General features: G+C 50.5%; 12 protein-coding genes, 3 rRNA genes and 3 riboswitches. Of the genes, 12 read left to right on the forward strand and 3 right to left on the reverse strand.

What is annotated here, in order from left to right; translation table 11 throughout:
* Positions 1 to 10: 10 nt before the first annotated feature.
* Positions 11 to 1,105 carry a Gfo/Idh/MocA family oxidoreductase gene (locus tag NYE26_RS01590; RefSeq protein WP_051477899.1) on the reverse strand — a complete coding sequence of 365 codons (1,095 nt, stop codon included), beginning with the start codon at positions 1,103 to 1,105 and terminating at the stop codon, positions 11 to 13.
* Between the two features lie 116 nt (positions 1,106 to 1,221).
* Here NYE26_RS01590 and NYE26_RS01595 point away from each other — a divergent pair, with 116 nt between their 5' ends.
* Positions 1,222 to 2,085, forward strand: a complete 864-nt coding sequence (locus NYE26_RS01595) for a LysR family transcriptional regulator (RefSeq protein WP_339253406.1) — start codon at positions 1,222 to 1,224, stop codon at positions 2,083 to 2,085.
* 75 nt (positions 2,086 to 2,160) lie between these two features.
* Here the strand turns inward: NYE26_RS01595 and NYE26_RS01600 are convergent, their stop codons facing one another.
* The gene (locus NYE26_RS01600) at positions 2,161 to 3,177 is read right to left on the reverse strand and encodes a phosphotransferase (protein ID WP_339253408.1); all 1,017 of its coding nucleotides are present in this window, start codon (positions 3,175 to 3,177) and stop codon (positions 2,161 to 2,163) included.
* Positions 3,174 to 4,247, reverse strand: coding sequence for a ribosome small subunit-dependent GTPase A (gene rsgA, locus NYE26_RS01605; RefSeq protein WP_339253410.1), 1,074 nt, complete (start codon positions 4,245 to 4,247; stop codon positions 3,174 to 3,176). The genes NYE26_RS01600 and rsgA overlap by 4 nt, the downstream gene beginning before the upstream one ends.
* 537 nt (positions 4,248 to 4,784) lie before the next feature.
* Positions 4,785 to 4,884, forward strand: a riboswitch (purine riboswitch).
* A gap of 126 nt (positions 4,885 to 5,010) precedes the next feature.
* Here rsgA and NYE26_RS01610 point away from each other — a divergent pair.
* The 11 genes from NYE26_RS01610 (at position 5,011) to NYE26_RS01660 (ending at position 22,228) form a co-directional block, all read left to right on the forward strand.
* Positions 5,011 to 6,411 (forward strand): NCS2 family permease, encoded by a 1,401-nt coding sequence (locus tag NYE26_RS01610; protein WP_339253412.1) that lies wholly within the window; start codon positions 5,011 to 5,013, stop codon positions 6,409 to 6,411.
* A 157-nt stretch (positions 6,412 to 6,568) separates the two neighbouring features.
* A complete protein-coding gene (locus NYE26_RS01615; protein ID WP_339253414.1) occupies positions 6,569 to 8,569 on the forward strand; it encodes a hypothetical protein in 2,001 nt (666 codons plus the stop codon).
* The gene (locus NYE26_RS01620; protein WP_339253416.1) at positions 8,566 to 12,405 is read left to right on the forward strand and encodes a glycosyltransferase family 39 protein; all 3,840 of its coding nucleotides are present in this window, start codon (positions 8,566 to 8,568) and stop codon (positions 12,403 to 12,405) included. Before NYE26_RS01615 ends, NYE26_RS01620 begins: the two co-directional genes overlap by 4 nt.
* A 96-nt stretch (positions 12,406 to 12,501) precedes the next feature.
* Positions 12,502 to 13,479 carry a glycosyltransferase family 2 protein gene (locus NYE26_RS01625; RefSeq protein ID WP_036723823.1) on the forward strand — a complete coding sequence of 326 codons (978 nt, stop codon included), beginning with the start codon at positions 12,502 to 12,504 and terminating at the stop codon, positions 13,477 to 13,479.
* A complete protein-coding gene (locus tag NYE26_RS01630) occupies positions 13,469 to 13,873 on the forward strand; it encodes a GtrA family protein (RefSeq protein WP_339253418.1) in 405 nt (134 codons plus the stop codon). The genes NYE26_RS01625 and NYE26_RS01630 overlap by 11 nt, the downstream gene beginning before the upstream one ends.
* A 68-nt stretch (positions 13,874 to 13,941) precedes the next feature.
* Positions 13,942 to 14,595 carry a class D sortase gene (locus NYE26_RS01635; RefSeq protein WP_036723825.1) on the forward strand — a complete coding sequence of 218 codons (654 nt, stop codon included), beginning with the start codon at positions 13,942 to 13,944 and terminating at the stop codon, positions 14,593 to 14,595.
* 125 nt (positions 14,596 to 14,720) lie between these two features.
* Positions 14,721 to 14,802: riboswitch (cyclic di-GMP riboswitch) on the forward strand.
* A 73-nt stretch (positions 14,803 to 14,875) separates the two neighbouring features.
* Positions 14,876 to 14,956: riboswitch (cyclic di-GMP riboswitch) on the forward strand.
* A gap of 13 nt (positions 14,957 to 14,969) precedes the next feature.
* A complete protein-coding gene (locus NYE26_RS01640) occupies positions 14,970 to 15,779 on the forward strand; it encodes a transglutaminase-like domain-containing protein (protein ID WP_209877807.1) in 810 nt (269 codons plus the stop codon).
* Between the two features lie 366 nt (positions 15,780 to 16,145).
* A 16S ribosomal RNA gene (locus tag NYE26_RS01645) occupies positions 16,146 to 17,706 on the forward strand.
* 341 nt (positions 17,707 to 18,047) lie between these two features.
* Positions 18,048 to 20,975 (forward strand): 23S ribosomal RNA (locus NYE26_RS01650).
* Positions 20,976 to 21,123: 148 nt separating this feature from the next.
* Positions 21,124 to 21,240 (forward strand): 5S ribosomal RNA (gene rrf / locus NYE26_RS01655).
* The 16S, 23S and 5S rRNA genes sit together here, the layout of an rRNA operon.
* Before the next feature lie 229 nt (positions 21,241 to 21,469).
* Complete coding sequence (locus NYE26_RS01660; RefSeq protein WP_339253421.1) at positions 21,470 to 22,228, forward strand: acyl-ACP thioesterase domain-containing protein; 759 nt, start codon at positions 21,470 to 21,472, stop codon at positions 22,226 to 22,228.
* Positions 22,229 to 22,299: the final 71 nt, after the last annotated feature.

Genomic DNA, 22,299 nt, shown 5'->3' on the forward strand with positions numbered 1-22,299 from the left:
CATCCGGTAGCTACCGGACACTCAGCTCTTTTATTTTGTTAATCAACAATTGTATGCTGTATCCGGCTTCAAAATCAGGAAGTGAATCCAAGCCATTGTGAATATCTCCCGCCAGAGTATGGTATATGGACTCGAAATAGCTTTGCATAGAGGCTGCCCCGGTGTCCCTGCCAATGATTTGAAAGGAATAGCCGCTGCTTGACTTGATGAGCTGAAGATCTGAGTGGAGGCATTCTTCCAGCACTAAGTTTCCAAATTGAGGATGACCCATGGAGGCATCCTGTGTTAACCGCAGGGAACCGGCTTCTCCGCGAATCAATAGCGTAAATCCGGGCAGAGCGCCCCCGTGTATTGAAACGTTGCTGCTGATGCTGTTGTTTATTAGCCCGATCACTTCCCAGCTACTGGGTGCGCCTTGCCTAATATTCTGGTGAGTCTCGATATTGCGAATCTGCCCGAAGCTGCTTTGAGCAACGGCCGCAAGTGGGGTGAATTCCCCTAATAGCGAGGCCATAAGGTCTAAAGAATGGCCACCGTTAATGTCCAGCAGCGTTGCCCCGCTTTCCCGATTGAACTGATATTCTGTCCGGTTTGTTGCTGTGTTTCCTTTTCCCTGTGTGGTGACTTGCATATGCGCAGATAGAATTTTTCCTAATCTCCCCTGATTAATTATGCTCTTAGCCTGCTTCAGCACGCTGGACTGTCTGGCCTGTAGTCCAATGATATTATGAACCTTGGCATTTTGCGCTAACATCGTGAGTTCTTGTGACTGACGGATATGGTTGGTTAACGGCCATTCTGAATATACATGCTTGTGATGCTTAATCGCTTCTTTAAGTATTTCATAGTGCAATGGAGCCTTGACACTCACAACTACGAGATCAATCTCCGGGTTCTGGACAAGCTCCTGATAATGATCATAGGCATACTTGATATCAAGGACTTCTTTAGCCTGCTTCGCTGAGGCCGGATTTGAAGTGCTGACTGCCATTAAATCATATTGCTCATTGTTCATCAGCACAGGAATATGTGATTTGATCGCCCAGCTTTCAGGATTAACGGACCCGCCCACAATGCCGACTTTAATTTTTTTTGAATGGTTCATTGTATTTCGCTCCTTGTCTTCTATGGTGAACCTAAGTATAATCTGGCTCAAGTATCATTTGAAATGCATGAAATGAATGGGGATATTACTTTTTTTGATACCCGAAGGAGAAGGCTATGCATATCGAGAACATGAGAGCTTTTATGAAAGTTGCAGAATTGCGAAGTATGACTGCTGCGGCGAACGAACTCAATCATCTGCAATCGAATATTACGAATAAGATCAAGAATATCGAGAAGCACTTTGAGGCTAAGCTGTTCTACCGGCATTCTTATGGGGTAGAGCTAACCACGGATGGGGAAAGGCTATATGCACAATTCAAAAAAATAATCCTGCTATGGGAAGAAACAGAAGAGCTCCTCGCCCATAAGGAAGAGCATATTCTGATTGGAATTATGCAGTCTTCCTTTCCGCTGCACCTCAATAATATTGCTAAAGAATTTCATCAGGCATTCCCGAACAAAAGGTTGTCCTTAATGAGCGGAAGCACAGATGAATTAATATCCAAGATCCTCAAGGGAGAATTGAATATTGCTTACATTACCGAGCTTGAGAATACAATTTATAACCAGAGTAAATCCATACTGGCGGAAATGCTGACGAGAGACCGATTGGTGTTTACGGGGAATACGAAGGGTAAGTCTCTCTACAGATTATTAAGTGAAGAGCCTATTTATGTGTTCAGTAAACAGTGCTCCTCGTATCAAGCACTTATGTCACTGATGGCTGATTTCGATGTGCATAACACATCCATTTCAGAGGTAAATATTGTCGAAACACTGTTGGAGATTTGCAGCAACGGATTCGGTATAGGAATCATTCCTGAAAGTCTGGCGCTCAAATACCATTATCTGAACTATCAAGCTTTGCCGGATGGATATTCTGCACTTCGCAGAACCCTGATTTATCATCCGGAACATACACTATCCAGTGCAGAGAAGTGGTTTATTGAGAAAAGCAAGTCGCTCCTCCAGCAGTAGCTTCGCTGCCCCTGTATCATAGAACAAGGGCATAGGTCTACACCATGTCGTGTATCCTATGCCCTGGATCTTAGCTTATTGTAGGGTCAAGCTCTTCAATTCATACACCTTCTCCAGCGTATCCAGACACTCTTTCTTCTTATCATCATCCTCCGCATGAAGATATCCCTCCACCAGCCGGTATCCGAAGACGAGCAGAATGAATTCGTAGACGCAGTGGCCGGCAAGCGGGGCAATCTCTCCCGCATATTCCGTGAAGCCCCGGTAATAAGCAGGGACACACCGCTGATAGTATTCAATCATATGATCAAGATCCACCTCATCTGCAATCAGGCTGGCGATGTCCTCACCGAGGTAGCCCCAGCCGCTGGTATCCCAGTCGATCAGCGCGATGGTCCCGCCAGTATAGATGATGTTGGTTACCCAGAAGTCCCGGTGGCATAACACCAGAGGCAGGCTTTCAATCCGGGCAAAAATATCGTCCGAATGCTCATCGATGTCAATGAGCATTTGCCGCACATGCTGCGGGAATCCGCATTCCTCTGAACGGATATAGTCGTAGACAACCGGCCAAGACCGGTAGTGCAGATACGTATTCTTCATGAGGTCTGCATGGCTCAGGTTGGTCAGACTTTGCAGCACCTCAGGCTGCTCCGCGTACAACTTCCCTTGATACCGTCCCAACTCCAATGCGGCCTGTTCATACATGTCACCGGTCAGCTCCAGGCCGGAGATGCCGTTGATATATTCCAGCCATAGCTGGTACTCATTCTCTTCATCATTCATCTTCGCGTGATAACACACCGGCCAGCGGAAGGTATCATTGAAGGTCGCTCCCAGCTCAGAAGCGTAGAGATCATATTCCCGCCGCCATGAATCCAGGTCATTGTAACGTTCCCATTTCTTTTGAATTTTCAGCACGATGCGGAACGGCAGGCTCTCCCCGGCAGCACTTGCAGCGGTTCCGGTGACCAATTGCACATCCCCCACAGTTCCGCCGTGTAACTGTAGCGTTTCGTAATCTGCAGAGGTAATCGTTGTATTAAAAAGCTGAGATAGAGCAATATATAAAGCATCTTGGTTTATCTTCATTTGTATCGTCCTCCGTTTTTCTTCATTTGCTTGCGCTGCATTGCAGCTGACTGATTGCGGGCATCCTTGTCCCTGAGATAGTGTGTTTTGTCCTGGACGAACCGGTTCTCCTGCTGCTGTGAGTTGTAACGCTCCCAGCGTTCACGCGGCAAGGAACCGTCCGCCAGGGCGGCGAGTACCGCACAGCCCGGCTCGGACTCATGGCGGCAGTCATGGAACCGGCACCCTGCGAACCATTCCTCCACATCGTTGAAGCCTGCAGAGATGCCTTCGTCAGCATCGAATAATCCAAGCTCACGCATCCCGGGAGTATCGATTACCATTGCTCCCGAGGGGAGCATGAACAACTGGCGGTGGGTCGTCGTATGCCGTCCCCGGCTGTCTTCCTCCCGGATGGCACTGACCTTCATAACATCCCGTTCCATCAGGGCGTTAAGCAGCGATGATTTGCCGACTCCGGACATGCCAAGGAAGACGACAGTTGAACCTGGCTCAAGGTAGACATCGAGCTCATTCAGCCCGAGACCGTTATGACTGCACACTGCGTGCACGGGAACATCCGGCATGCTCTGCCGGACTTCTGCCAGCGGGAGGCTGTAGTCTTCTGTGAGATCCGCCTTCGTCAGAATGATGACCGGCTGGCCGCCGCCCTGCCTGGCCTGGGTCAAATAACGCATCATGCGCGTGACATTGAAATCCTTGTTCAGGGAAGACAAAATAAATACATAGTCGAAATTGGCGGCTACGACCTGTTCCAGAACGGTTCTGGTATATTCTGCGGCATGGCCGGAATAATTCGCACGCGAGAACTTGGAGCGGCGGGGGAGAAGCGCTGTAATGAGCGATTCCCCGCTTTCGTTCGGACGCAGCAGGACGAAGTCGCCGACGCACGGGAAGTCCCCGCGCGATTCCGCACTGTGATAGAACGTGCCTTTGAGTACAGCGGTCAGCTCGCCCCGCTCTGTGATTACCGTGAAGCGCTCCCGCCGGAGCTCTGTAATTCTGCCAGGCAATAATCCGGATGGGATTTCCTCTATTTCTGTGTATCCATAGGTTTTTAGATCCATCATGGTTTTGGGTTAGCTCCTTATCTGTTGTTTGGTGGACGCAAAAATGCCGCGGAACAGCAGCCTCAATAAGAAGCTGCTGTTCTACGGCATCAAGATGCAAAGAAGATACGACCTTCATCGTATCCCGCAAACAGCAATATTCACGAAAGGTTACTTGGGATGGCATACCAAATAATCCAGGCGTTCGCCTGATTTTTAAGATGTATGCCTGCTATGCAGTTTTAAACGGAAACCACCATATAAGTAGTAGCCAATCGAAACATCCCCTTTCGGATAAGGAACTTGATTAGAAATTTAATGCTTATCGCTAAGCTCATTCAGATTAACATACATTTTGTATGCAAATCCATGTAGAGTTTGATTATAATTAATTTAGTGCGGAACTATCCGCATTTATGCTGCAATGTTTGGCGGATTCTCCCTGAACCAAGCAGTATTTGTCATAGAAATGTTCAATTTACGAACATTTGTGTAAACCTGACGGCCAATGTTCGTATTTACCATTGACAAGAGCTGTCATCTCCCCCTAAAATGATAAAGCGCTACAGCAAATATATTCGTATAATTCCGGGGATCGGCCCGGAAGTCTCTACGAGGTCACCGTAATGACCTGGCTACGATTAAGAAGAGCAACTTGTTCTGGGAATTCCGGCGATTGTCCGGAATTCCCGGCAGCCATCTCTTTTTCGGGCCGGTGTCTTCCCAGATGCCGGCTTTTGTGTTGCTGTATTGGCACAACATACAACCTTAGGGGGAGAACGATTTGAACCGCTTTTTCAAATTGAAAGAGAACGGCACCACAGTACGTACAGAGATCATGGCCGGTATAACCACGTTTATGGCAATGGCTTATATTCTGTCGGTTAATCCAAGCACTCTGACTGCCTTCGGCCGCATTGATATGGGCTGGTATTCCGTATTCCTTGCGACGGCGCTGGCAGCCGGTATTTTCACCATTGCCATGGGGGTATTCATTAATTTCCCGGTCGCTCTGGCACCTGGTATGGGCCTTAACGCATATTTCGCTTCCGTCGTCTTATCCTCCGCTACCACGGAGCATCAGTTCACCTGGCAGATGGGGCTGACCGCCGTCTTCATCTCCGGGATCGTATTTATCCTGCTCACGATCACCAGGGTCCGGCAGATTCTCCTCACTGCTATTCCTGATAGCCTGAAGCATGCGATTACTGTCGGGATCGGGATGTTCATCACCATTATCGGCCTGAAGAACAGCGGACTGATGACCATCGGCGTTGAAGCCGGAAGTGATATCGCCGCTAACAAATTTACAGATGTTCTTTCTTTTGAAACTGTAATTCACATGGGCAGCCTGGAGAACACCAATGTTCAGCTCGTGATTATCGGCCTGCTGCTGATCTCCATCTTAATGGTACTGCGCGTTCGCGGCGCCATCCTGTTCGGAATTCTCGGGACTACCGTGGCTGCAATCCTAATGGGGGCTGTGGATTTCAGTTCATTGAGCAATCCGCAGACACCATGGATTCCTGACTTCACCCAGCTTAACTTCTGGGAATTCGACTGGGAAGGCATTATGCACACTGGTATCGTATCGGCGATTGCCACCTTTACCTTCGTAGAACTGTTTGATACCTTCGGTACGCTGGTGGGTACTGCTGAACGTGCCGGAATCATGAAGAACCCTGAAGAAGGCAAGAAACGTGTCGGCAATGCCATGTTCGTAGATGCAGTAGCTGTTGCGGGCGGCGCGATGCTGGGGACTTCCACTACTACCGCTTATGTCGAGAGTGCTGCTGGTGTAGCTGAAGGCGGACGTACGGGTCTGACTGCAGTAACTACAGGGATATGCTTCCTGCTTGCCTTGTTCCTGGCTCCGGTAGTCGCTCTGATCCCTGGTCCGGCCACAGCGGCAGCGCTGATTATTGTCGGTGTTCTGATGGCTCAATCGATCCGTGAGATCGACTTCCAGGACATGGTGCTGGCGATTCCGGCCTTCCTGACCTTCGTGATCATGCCGTTTACGTATAACATTGCTAACGGGATCTCGTTCGGGATTGTTACTTATGTTATTCTGGCTTGTATAGCGAATATCGCCGGCAAGAAGAAATATGATATCCACTGGATGATGTGGGTGCTGGCGGTTCTGATCATTCTGCGTTATGTACTGATCGGCAGCCAAGGCTAATATGCTCCACGGATTCTGACTTCCATTCTGCGGTCTCTTCATTATATGAAGGGGCCGTTTTCTTTTTATTCTTTTAAGGGGGGAGCCGCGCGGGACAAGCTGGGTTTTACCCTTTTCATCAACCAATATTTAGATTATATTGTTGAAGAGGTGATAAATGGTGTCCGGTGTATTCAATCGAGTGTACAAGTTCTTCCGTAGCCAGCCCTGGCCGGTGCTGCTGTTCCTGCTTGGGGCAATAGTCCGTATTCTATACATAACTTCTATTCCACCGGGACTGAACCAGGACGAAGCCTCTATCGGCTATGATGCCTACGCCATTCTGCACTACGGGATGGACCGGAATGGTGTTCATCTGCCAATTCACCTGATCGCCTGGGGGAGCGGACAGAATGCGCTATATGCCTACTTGTCCATGCCGTTCATTCTGTTGTTCGGTCTAACGCCGTTGTCTGTAAGGGCGCTTAGCCTGATCATGGGACTACTGGGCATGCTGTTTTTCTATCTCATTATGAAAAGACTTTCGGCCTCGTCTGGAGCCGGGACCGCTGCCATGTTCTTTATCGCCATTAACCCGTGGCATATTATGATGTCCAGGTGGGCATTGGAATCGAATCTGTTTCCTACAATGATTTTGATATCCGTATACTTTCTGCTGCGCGCCTTTGCGAATCCAAGGTGGCTGTACGCCTTTACCGGCATGCTGGCCCTCTCGCTGTATGCTTATGGAACAGCCTACTTCTTCGTCCCGCTATTTGCGCTCGGTACGGCAATTCTTCTATTATATAGCAAGGTCCTGAGACCTCGTGCCCTGGTCTGGAATTTCGTATGGTTTGCGGTACTGGCGCTGCCTATATTACTATTTATTATCATTAACCGTTACGCTATGCAGGATATAGCCACTCCGCTGTTCACAATTCCGAAGCTCACGACCCCGCGCGTGGAGGAGATTTCATCCGTATTCGGCGGCAGGCTGTGGCAGGCGGCTGCGGATAACCTCACTGCGTTCAGCAAGCTGATGTGGAGCGGAAGTGACGGCTTGGCCTGGAACTCCATCTCTCCTTACGGGTATGCGTACCCGCTGGCGCTGCCTTTTGCACTGCTCGGCCTGATCGTTCTCCTGCATGCCTGGTGGACAAGCCGGCGGGAGAGGGAGAGCGCTGGTAGGGGAGCCGTGCTGCTATGGTTCCTGGTGGCGGTGCTAATGGCGCTGATTACAACTGTGAATATTAACCGGATTAATATTATTTTTTATCCGTTCATTATGCTGGTAAGCACCGGATTCGTCTGGCTGGCAGGCAGAGTCAAAGGGATAGCCATCCTGGCCGCGGCCGGGTTCGCCATGATGTTTATTTTATTCTCCAATACGTATTTCCGCGAGTTCCCTGAACGAATCGGTCCAGTCTTCTATGAATCCTTAGGGGAGGCTGTGCAGTATGCTTCGGAACACAGCTCCGGAGAAGTCTATCTTACGAACCAGGTGAATATGCCTTATATTTATGTGCTGTTCTATGAACAGATCAGCCCGCATGATTTCTTGAAGTCCGTTCAGTATGCCAATCCGGGAGAGGCCTTTCAGCGCGTCTCTTCCTTTGGAAGATACAGGTTTGATGATCTGAACAGGGTGCCTGCGAATGCCGCATATATCTATGCGAATACTGCTGCGCCGCCTGCGGCAAGCGCCGGATCCAGAGTGAAGCGTTTTGCCAACTACAGCGTACTGCTCACCAGTGAACAGAATGGCGGGTCTCAAGATACACCCAAGACTGCTGCAGGTGAATTTGTGAATGGCGGATTTGAGGAAGGGACAACGGGCTGGTCCTTTTCTGCGCGAACGGGAGTGGCCGGCAACAACCCCTTCGCCGGGAGTAAGCTGGCATATCTTGATCCCGGAGCAGAGACCATCGTATCGCAGACTTTTACCGCCACAGCCGGTGAGTACAGACTAACAGTTATGGCTAGTAGCGGCGGCAGCGGCGGGAAGATCGGCATTCGGGCAGCCGGTAAGGTGCTTGCAGAGACAGAGCTGCCTGCGGCGGAAGCCTATCAACAGGTCACACTTCCTGCGGTCACTCTGGAGCAGGGGATACAGGCAGAAGTATACATAACCGGCGGTAATGGCTGGATTAACATTGACGAGGTGAGGGTAGAACGATGACCAAGAAGGTACGTGCAGCGGCAACCGTTATACTAATGCTCTTATTATTTATTCTTTCTGTAACAAGCATTTATGCCGAAGGGAATTTGTTGCAGAACCCGGGCTTTGAAGAAGGCGAAGAGGGGGCACCGGCAGGCTGGACCAAGGACATGTGGATTGCCGGAGATGCGGCGGGCTCCATATCCGTTCAGTCAGAAGAGGTTCATTCCGGCAGCAAAGCGGCGGTTATTGAGAATCTGGAGCCCAATCACCTGAAGTGGGTGCAGACCGTTACCGTCTTGCCGGATAGCTATTACAGAATCTCTGGATACGTCAAAATAGCCAGCACCGCAGGCGGGGGAATCGGGGCCAATATTTTCCCGGTAGGCATTGGGGGCGGTTATCCCGCTACCAGCGATACCGGCGGTGAATGGCAGCGTCTGGAGTTCATCGGCCAGACCGGCAAGGAGCAGGCCGAGATCGGAATCGGCGCTGCGCTGGGCGGCTATGCCAATCTGATTCAGGGTAAGGCCTATTTCGATGATCTGTCCGTAGAGAAGCTGGATACAGTGCCGGAGGGATCGAATATCATCTCACTGGACAGCGGCGCCCAGGCTCCCCCGGCAGATGCGGACGGCGGAAGCAAGCCGGAGGAAGTGCCGCATAAGGTGTCTCCGGCCAAGCTGCTGCTGCTTTCTGGAGTATTCTGCCTGTTCTTTGCTTTTCTGTACACAAGAGCCTTCCGCAGTGAGCGTCTGCTGAGACAGGAGGATGTAATCTACACCCGCTGGCTGTACGTTTTGTTTGGAGCGGCATTCATCCTGCGGATCTGGATCGGCCTTACGGCACAGGGCTATAAGAATGATATGAACACCTTCATGGCCTGGGGCCAGCGTCTGACCGACCTTGGACCGGGCAAATTCTATGAGGAAGGTTATTTCGCCGATTACCCGCCGGGGTACTTATATGTGCTATACCTGCTTAGCCTGCTGCGCGGATTATTTAACTTTGCGGGCGGCTCAGGTGCCGAGACGGTTCTCTTCAAGCTGCCCGCGATGCTCTCGGATCTGGTGCTTGGCTGGATTATCTATAAGAGCGCGCGAACCAGGCTCGGCTCCGGGCTGGCTATGGGGCTGATGATGCTGTTCCTGTTCAATCCGGCTGTGCTGATGGATTCGGCAGCCTGGGGGCAGGCGGATTCCTTTTTCCTCATCTTTCTGCTGCTCAGTATGATCGGGGTTGTCGATAAGCGCTTCGTACGTGCAGCGATCTTCTTTGCCGTCGCTACATTAATCAAGCCGCAGGCGCTGATTTTCACACCTGTGCTGCTGCTTGCCTTCTACCATCACCGGGCCTGGAAGCAGCTTGCGCTGGGCGCCCTGTACGGACTGGGGATTTTCCTTGTCCTCGCAGCCCCGTTCTTCTGGAACAACGGCGGTTTTGCAGGCTTGATTAACCTTTACAAAAGCACACTGTCCTCTTATCCGTATTCCACAGTGAATGCATTCAATCTGTATGCCTTGACTGACCCGATGTGGTCGGCGCTGGATGTGACCTGGCTCGGCATACCGTATCGTATATGGGGCTTTATTTTCATCCTGGTGGCAGTAGCACTTGCTGCTTATTATTCCTTCAATACCAAGGACCGCAAGGATCTCTCCAAGTCCTACTTCATCGCTATGGTGCTGATCACGATTGTCTTCGTATTCGGTACCAAAATGCATGAGCGTTACTTGTATCCGGTACTGATTCTGTCCTTATTCGCTTTCATGGAGAGCCGGGACCGGCGGTTCCTGACCCTGTTCCTCGGGTTCTCCCTGACCCAGTACATCAATGTTGGTTATACACTGGCGTATCTGAATACCGGCGGAAATCCGCCGGCTGACGGCATTGTTCTGGTTACAGCTATTACCACTATCATTCTTGCGATATATCTGCTCTATATTGGATACGATGTATATATCCGCCGAACTGCGAAGCTTTTGCCTGAGCCGGTTACCCCCAAGGAGGCGTACGCAGCAGATCTGCTGCTTGCAGAAGGCATCAAGCCGCTTGCTCCTGCTGAGCGCCGTTCTCCGCTGAAGCTGAAGCGCAGAGACTGGATCTGGATGCTCGGTATCACCGTGCTATACGGGGCGCTTGCCCTCTATCATCTGGGAGATAACAAGGCACCTGAGACTCTGTGGGAGCCAGCAGCCAGCGGCGAGAGCTTCTATGTGGATCTGGGGCAGGCCCATCAACTGGAGCGGGTTAATGTGTTCGGGGGTGTCGGAACAGGGAAGTTTCAGCTGGAATTCAGCCAGACCCCTGATAATTGGAGCAGCCCGCTTGAGGTAAGCGAGGATGTGGGCAATGTCTTCATCTGGAAAAGCCAGCCGCTTAACGTATCCGCAAGATATGTCAAGCTCTCGGTTACGTCTCCAGGCTTCACTCTCAATGAGATGGCCTTCTATGAGCAGGGGGCACCGGAGGTTCCTCTGACGATAGCAAGCGTGACACCCGATTCGGGAGCAGAAGCTAAAAGAGGAACGCCGGCCAATCTGTTTGACGAGCAGTCCGTCATTCCCAAGAACTCTAATTTCATGAACAGTACGTATTTTGATGAGATCTATCATGCCCGTACAGCTTATGAGCATTATCATAATATTGTTCCTTATGAGAACACGCATCCGCCGCTTGGCAAGCTGCTGATCGGGGTAGGGATGGAGCTGTTCGGCGTCAATCCGTTCGGTTGGCGGATCATCGGCACCTTGTTCGGGATTGCGATGCTGCCGCTGATCTATATCATGGCGATTCGGTTGTTCCGTAAGACCACCTATGCTGCACTGGCAGCGGGATTATTCGCTCTGGACTTCATGCATTTCACCCAGACGCGGATATCGACCATCGATGTGTACGGTGTATTCTTCATTATGCTGATGTTCTATTTCATGCAGCGGTATTTCACGATGAATTTCTACCGGGTGCCGCTGCGGACCACACTGGCTCCGCTGTTCTGGTCCGGCCTGTTCTTCGGCATCGGGGTTGCTTCGAAGTGGATCGTGATCTACGGAGGCGCAGGACTTGCTATTATGCTTGCGCTGGTACTCATTGAACGCTACAGAGAATACAAGGCTGCCGGACGCCTGCTGGCTGAAGGCAAGCTGAGCGGTCAGGAGCTCAAAGCCGCCTGCCGGACTGCAGATCAGTCCTTCTGGAAGAACACGATCATCACGCTGGCCAGCTGCATTGGATTCTTCGTCATTATTCCGGGAATCATATACAGCCTGTCCTTCATTCCTTCACTATCTGCGTCGGCAGAGGGCTTCACCGTTAAGGGGCTGATTGATGCCCAGAAGAATATGTACAACTATCACAGTCAGCTTGTAGCTACACATCCGTTCGCCTCCTCCTGGTGGGAGTGGCCGTTCATGAAGCGTCCGGTGTGGTTCTTCAGCGGCGGCGAAGGCTTGCCTGCAGGCAAGGCGAGCAGCATAGTAACGATGGGCAATCCGCTGATCTGGTGGACAGGAATCTTCACGATGCTGGCTGCTGTATGGTTCACCCTGAAGCGCCGGGACAAGAGCCTGTATATGATTTGGATCGGCTTTTTCTCACAATATGTTCCATGGATGCTTGTGCCGCGTGAGACCTTCCTGTACCATTACTTTGCGATGGTGCCGTTTATGATTCTATCCATTGTGTACATCCTGAAGCTGCTTGACGGCAGGTTCCAGGGTGCCAAATATCTGCGGTACGCCTATGTTGCGGCCGCCGCCATCCTGTTTGTAATGTTCTATCCGGTATTGTCCGGCATGCAGGTGAACAGCAGTTATATCATTCATGTACTTCGCTGGTTCCCTTCCTGGGTATTCTAGGAGGGGAGCTGTAAGAGCCGTATAGTTGCTCAAAGCTGATGTTGATGAAGCGCATCAAGGAAGCTGTGGCTTACAATAAATTGAGGAGGAACCCTTGTGAAGGCCAGATATAGTGTAATTGTGCCCATGTATAATGAGGAGGAAGTCATTCAGATAACTTACGAACGGCTCAAAAAAGTAATGGATGAGTGCGGGGATTCCTATGAGCTCGTGTTCGTCAATGACGGCAGCCGGGACCGTACGGCTGAGATTATGCGCGAAATCAGTAATAGGGATGAGCATGTCAAGCTGATTGACTTCTCCCGTAACTTCGGCCATCAGGTGGCGATTACGGCGGGTATGGATTATGCTGAAGGCCAGGCTGTTGTGGTGATTGACGCAGATCTCCAGGACCCGCCGGAGGTCATCCTGCAGATGATCGCCAAGTGGAAGGAAGGCTATGAGGTAGTCTATGCCAAGCGGCTGAAGCGCCACGGAGAGACCTTCTTTAAGAAGGTGACAGCCAAAATCTTTTACCGTCTGCTCAGCAGCATGACCAGTGTGGAGATTCCCACAGATACCGGGGACTTCCGGCTCATCGACCGTAAGGTCTGCGATGTGCTGCGCGGTCTGAAGGAGAAGAACCGTTATGTACGGGGGCTGGTAAGCTGGGTCGGCTTCCGGCAGACCATGGTGGAATATGTGCGGGAGGAACGCTTCGCCGGGGAGACGAAATATCCGCTCAAAAAAATGATCCGCTTTGCGCTCGACGGAATCACCTCCTTCTCGCACAAGCCGCTCAAAATCGCCTCTTATGTCGGCTTCTTCCTGTCCTTCTCCAGCTTCATCTACCTGTTCCTGGTCTTATTCCAGAAAGTCTTCACCTCTTGGACTGTGCCGGGCTGGGCATCTATTGTCGGGGTGAACCTGCTGTTTAACGGCATTGTGCTGATGCTGCTGGGCGTGATCGGGGAATACATCGGACGGATCTATGATGAATCTAAGGATAGACCGCTTTATATCGTACGCGAGACCCGAGGCTACCCGGAGGCAGAGGCCGAAGACACGCGGAAGGCAAGCGATTATGCAAGATAAGGCTTGGCGGGCAGGGATGATCCAGTTTCTGAAATTCAATGCGGTGGGCCTGCTTAACACGTTCATAGATTTTGCGGTATTTACCCTGCTTCATTCCCTGGGGATGCTTAACACCCCTGCACAGATTATTTCCTACAGTGCCGGGACGGCCAACAGCTTTTTCTGGAATAAGAAGGTGACCTTCAAGGGAAGGGACAGAGGCGGGGATGGCCGCTTTGACCGGATGCAGCTGGTGAGATTTATTGTGCTGAATCTGATGGTGCTGGGCATTTCGGTGCTGCTGATTCATCTGCTGACTGACCGGCTGGGCGTCCAGGTGCTGATGGCCAAGGTGCTGGTTACCTTTGTTACAGTAATCATTAATTTCTTTGGAAGCCGGAAGTGGGTATTCTAAAGAGAGCGTATATCTTCCCCGTATTCTGCGGAGGAAAGCACTTATTCTATGTTGCGGAGGCGATTGTCATGCGGAAGTTATCCTATTTGATTATACTTGCCGGGGTCCTGATTATGCTCTACCCCAAAGGAAGCGAATGGTACGAGGACCGTCAGCAGCAGAAGCTGCTGGAAGAGGCTGAACAGGCCTATAGTGAAATCGTTCCTTCGGCTACGGCTCCTGCCAGCCAGGATCTGAGCAAGCCTTATGCAGAAGTCACCCAGCTGCTGGCGGAAGAGTCTGGTGCGGAAGAGCCGGTGCCCACTACAGCGCCCGAGATTGAAGTGGGAGGCAAAATCACCGCTATTATTGAAATCGATAAAATCGATCTGAAGCTGCCTGTACTGGAGGGCGCCACTAAGACCAATATGAAGCATGCGGCGGCGCATATGAAGGAGACAGCTCCGATTGGCGCGGTAGGCAATGCAGCGATTGCGGCACATCGGTCAAGAACGGCAGGGCGGCTGTTCAACAGACTGGATGAGGTCGGTAAAGGGGATGCCATTACTGTTATTACAAGCGGACAGGAATACAAATATGTTGTATATGATGTATCTATTGTAGAGCCTACCGATATTTCAGTACTGAAGGGTAAGGATGATGATAAGATTCTGACCCTCATTACCTGTGATCCGCTTGTCAACCCTACCCACAGACTCATTATTCATGCAAAGTTGACCTGATTGTCATAGGACAATGCTGAGAAAGGTCAAAAAACATAAAATTTTAGTCTATTTTTGCGGGAATCTAGTGATTTGGGTCTTGCTAATAGATTGAGATATGGTAAGCTATAACTATGAAAGCTAATACACGATAACGGCAAACCTATCGAAAGGTAGGGACGCAAAGCTACAGGGCCTTCCCGTCATGGATGGCAGCCAGTTACCGAATGAAGAGGCTTTTTTTGTTTGTTTTCATTCTGAATCTGTCATTATGTGGCAGTAGATTGGACAGATAAAGCTTATACGATAACGGCAAACCTATCGAAAGGTAGGGACGCAAAGCTAAAGGGCCTTCCCGTAAGAATGGCAGCCAGCTACCGAAAGGGGTTTTATCCATGAAGAAGTTTTATTTAATGCTGATTACACTTTTTGTGATCGTCACTTCCGTGCAGACAGGCACTGCTCAAGCAGCAAATGCAGATTCAAGCTGGTTAAATGTTGGACAACTTGATCAAGGAGTTATCGGGGTTTCGTACGATGTTCCTAAGGACAAGAAGATGAAGCTCATGATTACCAAGGACAATAACAGCTATACTTACAACTTATACACTTCCAAACCGACCGAGACGTTCCCGCTGCAACAAGGTAATGGCTCTTACAAGGTCTCCGTTCTTGAGAATACTACCGGTAACAAATACAAAGTACTATCTTCCGAGACTGTATCTCTCTCAATGAGCAATGTGAATGCCGTATATTTGAGCTCTGTACAGAATGTAAAGTGGAGTTCTTCCGATAAATCCGTTCAAAAGGCAGCACAGCTTACAAAGGGTCTGACCACAGATGCAGACAAAGTTAAGGCTATCTATAATTACATCGTAGCTAACGTGAAATATGACTACTCTCTGGCCAACAGCGTAAGCACAGATTATATTCCGAACAACGACAACACACTGGCTACCAACAAAGGTATCTGCTACGATTACGCTTCCTTGTTCGCTACTATGCTCCGCAGTGAAGGGATTCCAACCAAGTTGGTTATGGGGAATACAAGCTATGTAACTTCATACCATGCCTGGAACGAAGTGTTCCTGAACGGCAAATGGGTGACGATTGATACTACAGTGGATGCAGGTCTGGGTAAGAAAACAGCATCAACAGAACTGATCAAATCAGCAAGCAAATATACTGCAGCGAAATTCTACTAAGAATAGCTGTAACTATAGCATTATCTGAGAATAGCCCGCTTAGTCATTAAGCGGGTTATTTTTATTTATATAAAGGTTGCTTTTTAATAGAAGGATAGGTTATTATAAATAAGCGTTGTTGGAGCGGCAAAGGAAATGAGAGATTACTTAAATAAGTGATTTCAAAAATAAAGCTTGCATTGCTCAGATGAACGTGATATATTATAAGAGTTGCTGGTGACGACAACATCGACACTAACAACGAGCTTGATCTTTGAAAACTGAACAACGAGTGAGTATCTGGAGATCGCTTCGGTGAGATCCAAAAATGAGAATGTAAATTCTCGTCAGATGTTTCAAAATGAGCAATCGCTCTTTCTAAATACCAATTTGGAGAGTTTGATCCTGGCTCAGGACGAACGCTGGCGGCATGCCTAATACATGCAAGTCGAGCGGAGTTTGAGAGGAAGCTTGCTTCCTTTCAGACTTAGCGGCGGACGGGTGAGTAACACGTAGGCAACCTGCCCTCAAGCCTGGGATAACTACCGGAAACGGTAGCTAATACCGGATAATTTCTTTTTTCTCCTGAGAGAAGAATGAAAGGCGGAGCAATCTGCTGCTTGGGGATGGGCCTGCGGCGCATTAGCTAGTTGGTGGGGTAACGGCCCACCAAGGCGACGATGCGTAGCCGACCTGAGAGGGTGAACGGCCACACTGGGACTGAGACACGGCCCAGACTCCTACGGGAGGCAGCAGTAGGGAATCTTCCGCAATGGGCGCAAGCCTGACGGAGCAATGCCGCGTGAGTGATGAAGGTTTTCGGATCGTAAAGCTCTGTTGCCAGGGAAGAACGTCCGGTAGAGTAACTGCTACCGGAGTGACGGTACCTGAGAAGAAAGCCCCGGCTAACTACGTGCCAGCAGCCGCGGTAATACGTAGGGGGCAAGCGTTGTCCGGAATTATTGGGCGTAAAGCGCGCGCAGGCGGTTATTTAAGTCTGGTGTTTAAACCTTGGGCTCAACCTGAGGTCGCACTGGAAACTGGGTGACTTGAGTACAGAAGAGGAAAGTGGAATTCCACGTGTAGCGGTGAAATGCGTAGATATGTGGAGGAACACCAGTGGCGAAGGCGACTTTCTGGGCTGTAACTGACGCTGAGGCGCGAAAGCGTGGGGAGCAAACAGGATTAGATACCCTGGTAGTCCACGCCGTAAACGATGAGTGCTAGGTGTTAGGGGTTTCGATACCCTTGGTGCCGAAGTTAACACAGTAAGCACTCCGCCTGGGGAGTACGGTCGCAAGACTGAAACTCAAAGGAATTGACGGGGACCCGCACAAGCAGTGGAGTATGTGGTTTAATTCGAAGCAACGCGAAGAACCTTACCAGGTCTTGACATCCAACTAACGAAGCAGAGATGCATCAGGTGCCCTTCGGGGAAAGTTGAGACAGGTGGTGCATGGTTGTCGTCAGCTCGTGTCGTGAGATGTTGGGTTAAGTCCCGCAACGAGCGCAACCCTTGACTTTAGTTGCCAGCAGGTTGAGCTGGGCACTCTAGAGTGACTGCCGGTGACAAACCGGAGGAAGGTGGGGATGACGTCAAATCATCATGCCCCTTATGACCTGGGCTACACACGTACTACAATGGCCGGTACAACGGGAAGCGAAGCCGCGAGGTGGAGCCAATCCCAGCAAAGCCGGTCTCAGTTCGGATTGCAGGCTGCAACTCGCCTGCATGAAGTCGGAATTGCTAGTAATCGCGGATCAGCATGCCGCGGTGAATACGTTCCCGGGTCTTGTACACACCGCCCGTCACACCACGAGAGTTTACAACACCCGAAGTCGGTGGGGTAACCCGCAAGGGAGCCAGCCGCCGAAGGTGGGGTAGATGATTGGGGTGAAGTCGTAACAAGGTAGCCGTATCGGAAGGTGCGGCTGGATCACCTCCTTTCTATGGAGAATCGTCTTCTGCAATGAAGACATTCAAATCGGAAGCTTTGCTTCCACCAATCAGGTTTAGGCCTGTTACTCACTCGTTGGTCAGTTTTGAGAGCTCAAACTCTCAAGTAACACTGTCTGTTATTCCGAACATCACAGCCGTGATTGTCCCGTAATAACAGCAACTTGATCCTTGAAAACTGGATACCGAAACGAATTTGCGTTTTAGAACATTCCTTTAAGCTGAACTTGTGTAAACAAGTTTTGAATTAATGGCGATGCTACGATGATCTGGATGGAAATAAAGGCGTTGAAGTGATTCAATGTCCGATATTTTCCTGACGGAAAAATCGAGGTTAAGCTACTAAGAGCACACGGAGGATGCCTAGGCGCCAGGAGCCGACGAAGGACGTGGCGAACAACGAAACTGCCTCGGGGAGCTGTAAGCAAGCTTTGATCCGGGGGTGTCCGAATGGGGAAACCCAGCTGTGGTAATTCGCAGTTACTCGTATCTGAATACATAGGATACGCAGAGGCAGACCAGGGGAACTGAAACATCTAAGTACCCTGAGGAAGAGAAAACAATAGTGATTCCGTCAGTAGCGGCGAGCGAACGCGGAACAGCCTAAACCAAGGGGCTTGCCTCTTGGGGTTGTGGGACGTCTCACATGGAGTTACAAAGGAATATGGTAGGCGAAGAGGTCTGGAAAGGCCCGCGATAGAGGTAAAAGCCCTGTAGCCTAAACTGTGTTCTCTCCGAGACGGATCCCGAGTAGTGCGGGGCACGTGAAACCCCGTATGAATCCAGCAGGACCATCTGCTAAGGCTAAATACTACCTGGCGACCGATAGTGAAACAGTACCGTGAGGGAAAGGTGAAAAGCACCCCGGAAGGGGAGTGAAATAGAACCTGAAACCGTGTGCTTACAAAAAGTCAGAGCCCTCTTTATGGGTGATGGCGTGCCTTTTGTAGAATGAACCGGCGAGTTACGTTTAACATGCAAGGTTAAGGTGAGAAGCCGGAGCCGCAGCGAAAGCGAGTCTGAATAGGGCGACTAAGTATGTGGACGTAGACCCGAAACCGTGTGATCTACCCCTGTCCAGGGTGAAGGTGCGGTAACACGCACTGGAGGCCCGAACCCACGCATGTTGAAAAATGCGGGGATGAGGTGGGGGTAGCGGAGAAATTCCAATCGAACTCGGAGATAGCTGGTTCTCCCCGAAATAGCTTTAGGGCTAGCCTCGGTGAATGGAGTGGTGGAGGTAGAGCACTGATTGGGTGCGGGGCCCGCAAGGGTTACCAAGCTCAGTCAAACTCCGAATGCCATTTACTTCTTGCCGGGAGTCAGACAGTGAGTGCTAAGATCCATTGTCAAAAGGGAAACAGCCCAGACCATCAGCTAAGGTCCCCAAGTGTGTGTTAAGTGGGAAAGGATGTGGAGTTGCACAGACAACCAGGATGTTGGCTTAGAAGCAGCCACCATTGAAAGAGTGCGTAATAGCTCACTGGTCGAGTGACTCTGCGCCGAAAATGTAACGGGGCTAAACACACCACCGAAGCTATGGCTAGATGCACTAGCATCTGGGGTAGGGGAGCGTTGTGTAGGGGTTGAAGGTGTACCGTAAGGAGCGCTGGACACTACACAAGTGAGAATGCCGGTATGAGTAACGAAAAGATCAGTGAGAATCTGATCCGCCGAAAGCCCAAGGTTTCCTGAGGAAGGCTCGTCCGCTCAGGGTAAGTCGGGACCTAAGGCGAGGCCGACAGGCGTAGTCGAAGGACAACAGTTTGAAATTACTGTACCACCGTAATCCGCTATGAGCGATGGGGTGACGCAGGAGGGTAGTGACGCGGACTGATGGATGTCCGTCTAAGCAGTGAGGCTGGTGTGCAGGCAAATCCGCACATCATTAAGGCTGGGCTGTGATGGGGAGCGAAAATTATAGTAGCGAAGGTCATGATCTCACACTGCCAAGAAAAGCCTCTAGTCAGGAGAAGGTGCCCGTACCGCAAACCGACACAGGTAGGCGAGAAGAGAATTCTAAGGCGCGCGGAAGAACTCTCGTTAAGGAACTCGGCAAAATGACCCCGTAACTTCGGGAGAAGGGGTGCCTCGGTAGGGTGAATAGCCCGAGGGGGCCGCAGTGAAAAGGCCCAAGCGACTGTTTAGCAAAAACACAGGTCTGTGCGAAGCCGTAAGGCGAAGTATACGGGCTGACGCCTGCCCGGTGCTGGAAGGTTAAGGGGAGCGGTTAGGAGCAATCCGAAGCTGTGAACCGAAGCCCCAGTAAACGGCGGCCGTAACTATAACGGTCCTAAGGTAGCGAAATTCCTTGTCAGGTAAATTCTGACCCGCACGAATGGCGTAACGACTTGGGCGCTGTCTCAACGAGAGATCCGGTGAAATTTTAATACCTGTGAAGATGCAGGTTACCCGCGACAAGACGGAAAGACCCCATGGAGCTTTACTGCAGCTTGATATTGAATTTGGGTACGATCTGTACAGGATAGGTGGGAGCCGTGGAGGCAGGAGCGCAAGCTTCTGCGGAGGCGCCGTTGGGATACCACCCTGATCGTATCTAGGTTCTAACCTAGTGCCCTTATCGGGTACGGGGACCGTGTCAGGCGGGCAGTTTGACTGGGGCGGTCGCCTCCTAAAGAGTAACGGAGGCGTTCAAAGGTTCCCTCAGAATGGTTGGAAATCATTCGCAGAGTGCAAAGGCATAAGGGAGCTTGACTGCGAGACCTACAAGTCGAGCAGGGACGAAAGTCGGACTTAGTGATCCGGTGGTACCGCATGGAAGGGCCATCGCTCAACGGATAAAAGCTACCCTGGGGATAACAGGCTTATCTCCCCCAAGAGTCCACATCGACGGGGAGGTTTGGCACCTCGATGTCGGCTCATCGCATCCTGGGGCTGAAGTAGGTCCCAAGGGTTGGGCTGTTCGCCCATTAAAGCGGTACGCGAGCTGGGTTCAGAACGTCGTGAGACAGTTCGGTCCCTATCTGTCGTGGGCGCAGGAAATTTGAGAGGAGCTGTCCTTAGTACGAGAGGACCGGGATGGACGTACCGCTGGTGCATCAGTTGTTCCGCCAGGAGCATGGCTGAGTAGCTACGTACGGACGGGATAAGCGCTGAAAGCATCTAAGCGTGAAGCCCCCCTCAAGATGAGATTTCCCAATTAGTAAGACCCCTTGAAGACGACGAGGTAGATAGGTTGGAGGTGGAAGTGCAGCAATGCATGGAGCTGACCAATACTAATCGGTCGAGGGCTTATCCAAAATTTCTAATACGCAGATTCGTTTCGGATTCAGTTTTCAGGAATCAAATTGTAATTTATGGAGCTCAAGTAGCTCTGTAAAGAAGATTTGTTTTCAGCATTTGGCGATGCTGAGACCTGAATAATAGCATTTGATATTCAAATGCCCGTTTGGTGGCGATAGCGGAGGGGTTCCACACGTACCCATCCCGAACACGACCGTTAAGCCCTCCAGCGCCGATGGTACTTGGACCGAAGGGTCCTGGGAGAGTAGGACGTTGCCAAGCACACAAGGCCACTGTTGAGAAATCAACAGTGGTCTTTTTGTATTGTCGGGGAAGCCTTGTGGACAGCTTGTGAGTAGATTCCAGGTCTTCTTACAAGTGGCGCATAGTTATACACATGTGGATAGATTTAGTTTTTTTGATACTTCTCCCCAAATGATGTGGATATCCGGTACAATAATGTGGATAGGTACCGAAAATTGGGGATAGACAGGTGAAGGAGCCGAAAGTTATGGACAAGCATAGCAGCTTTTTGTGGACAGAGCAGTTCAGGGTTCAGGCAAGTGACACGGATTACCGGTCAAGGGGCAAGCTCTCCTTCCTGCTGGATATTATGCAGCGTGCTGCGGATTCGGCTGTAAGCAGCCTGGGGCTAAGTATGGAAAGTATGCTGAAGGCGGGCATGGGGTGGATGGTCATCACCCTGGATCTGAATCTGCAGCGTCTGCCGTCCCCGGGTGAGCTTCTTGAGGTATATACCTGGAGTAAAGGAAACAAAGGACCGCTCTGGCAGCGGGATTACCGGATCTATGACGCCCAAGGTGTAGAGCTTGCTTCGGCGCGATCGATCTGGGCCCTTGTGGATATCGGAAAGCGGAAAATTCTGCGTCCATCGGCTTTACCTATTGTTGTCGAGCCGTATTTAGAAGATTCCGTAGGGAGTCTGCCTGATAAAGTAATCCTTCCACCCGAACTTCTCTTGCAGGAGACTTACAGTTATCAGGTAAGATATAGCGGGCTGGATAACAACAAACATCTTAACAACGCGCGATATGCAGATTTATGTTGTGATGCCCTGGCGCTGGTGGAGTGGGAGGAGTTAGAGCTTACGGGGCTTCATATCACCTATGCCCAGGAAGCCAAATATGGTGAAGAGATCAGTGTTATGCGTTCTTCTCTGACTGAAGAAGGGGTATATGTGCGCGGGCAAGGCGGGGAGCGGATCTTTTTTGAAGCTTGCCTGAAGCTTGGAAGAAAGGTTGATGTCTGAGAGAGACTTACATAGCGTTAAATCTAGACAGTTGCTCGAATTTCAGGGGAACTGTCTTTTGTCATATTTTC

Source organism: Paenibacillus sp. FSL P2-0136, from assembly GCF_037975325.1.
GTDB lineage: Bacteria > Bacillota > Bacilli > Paenibacillales > Paenibacillaceae > Paenibacillus_AQ > Paenibacillus_AQ silagei.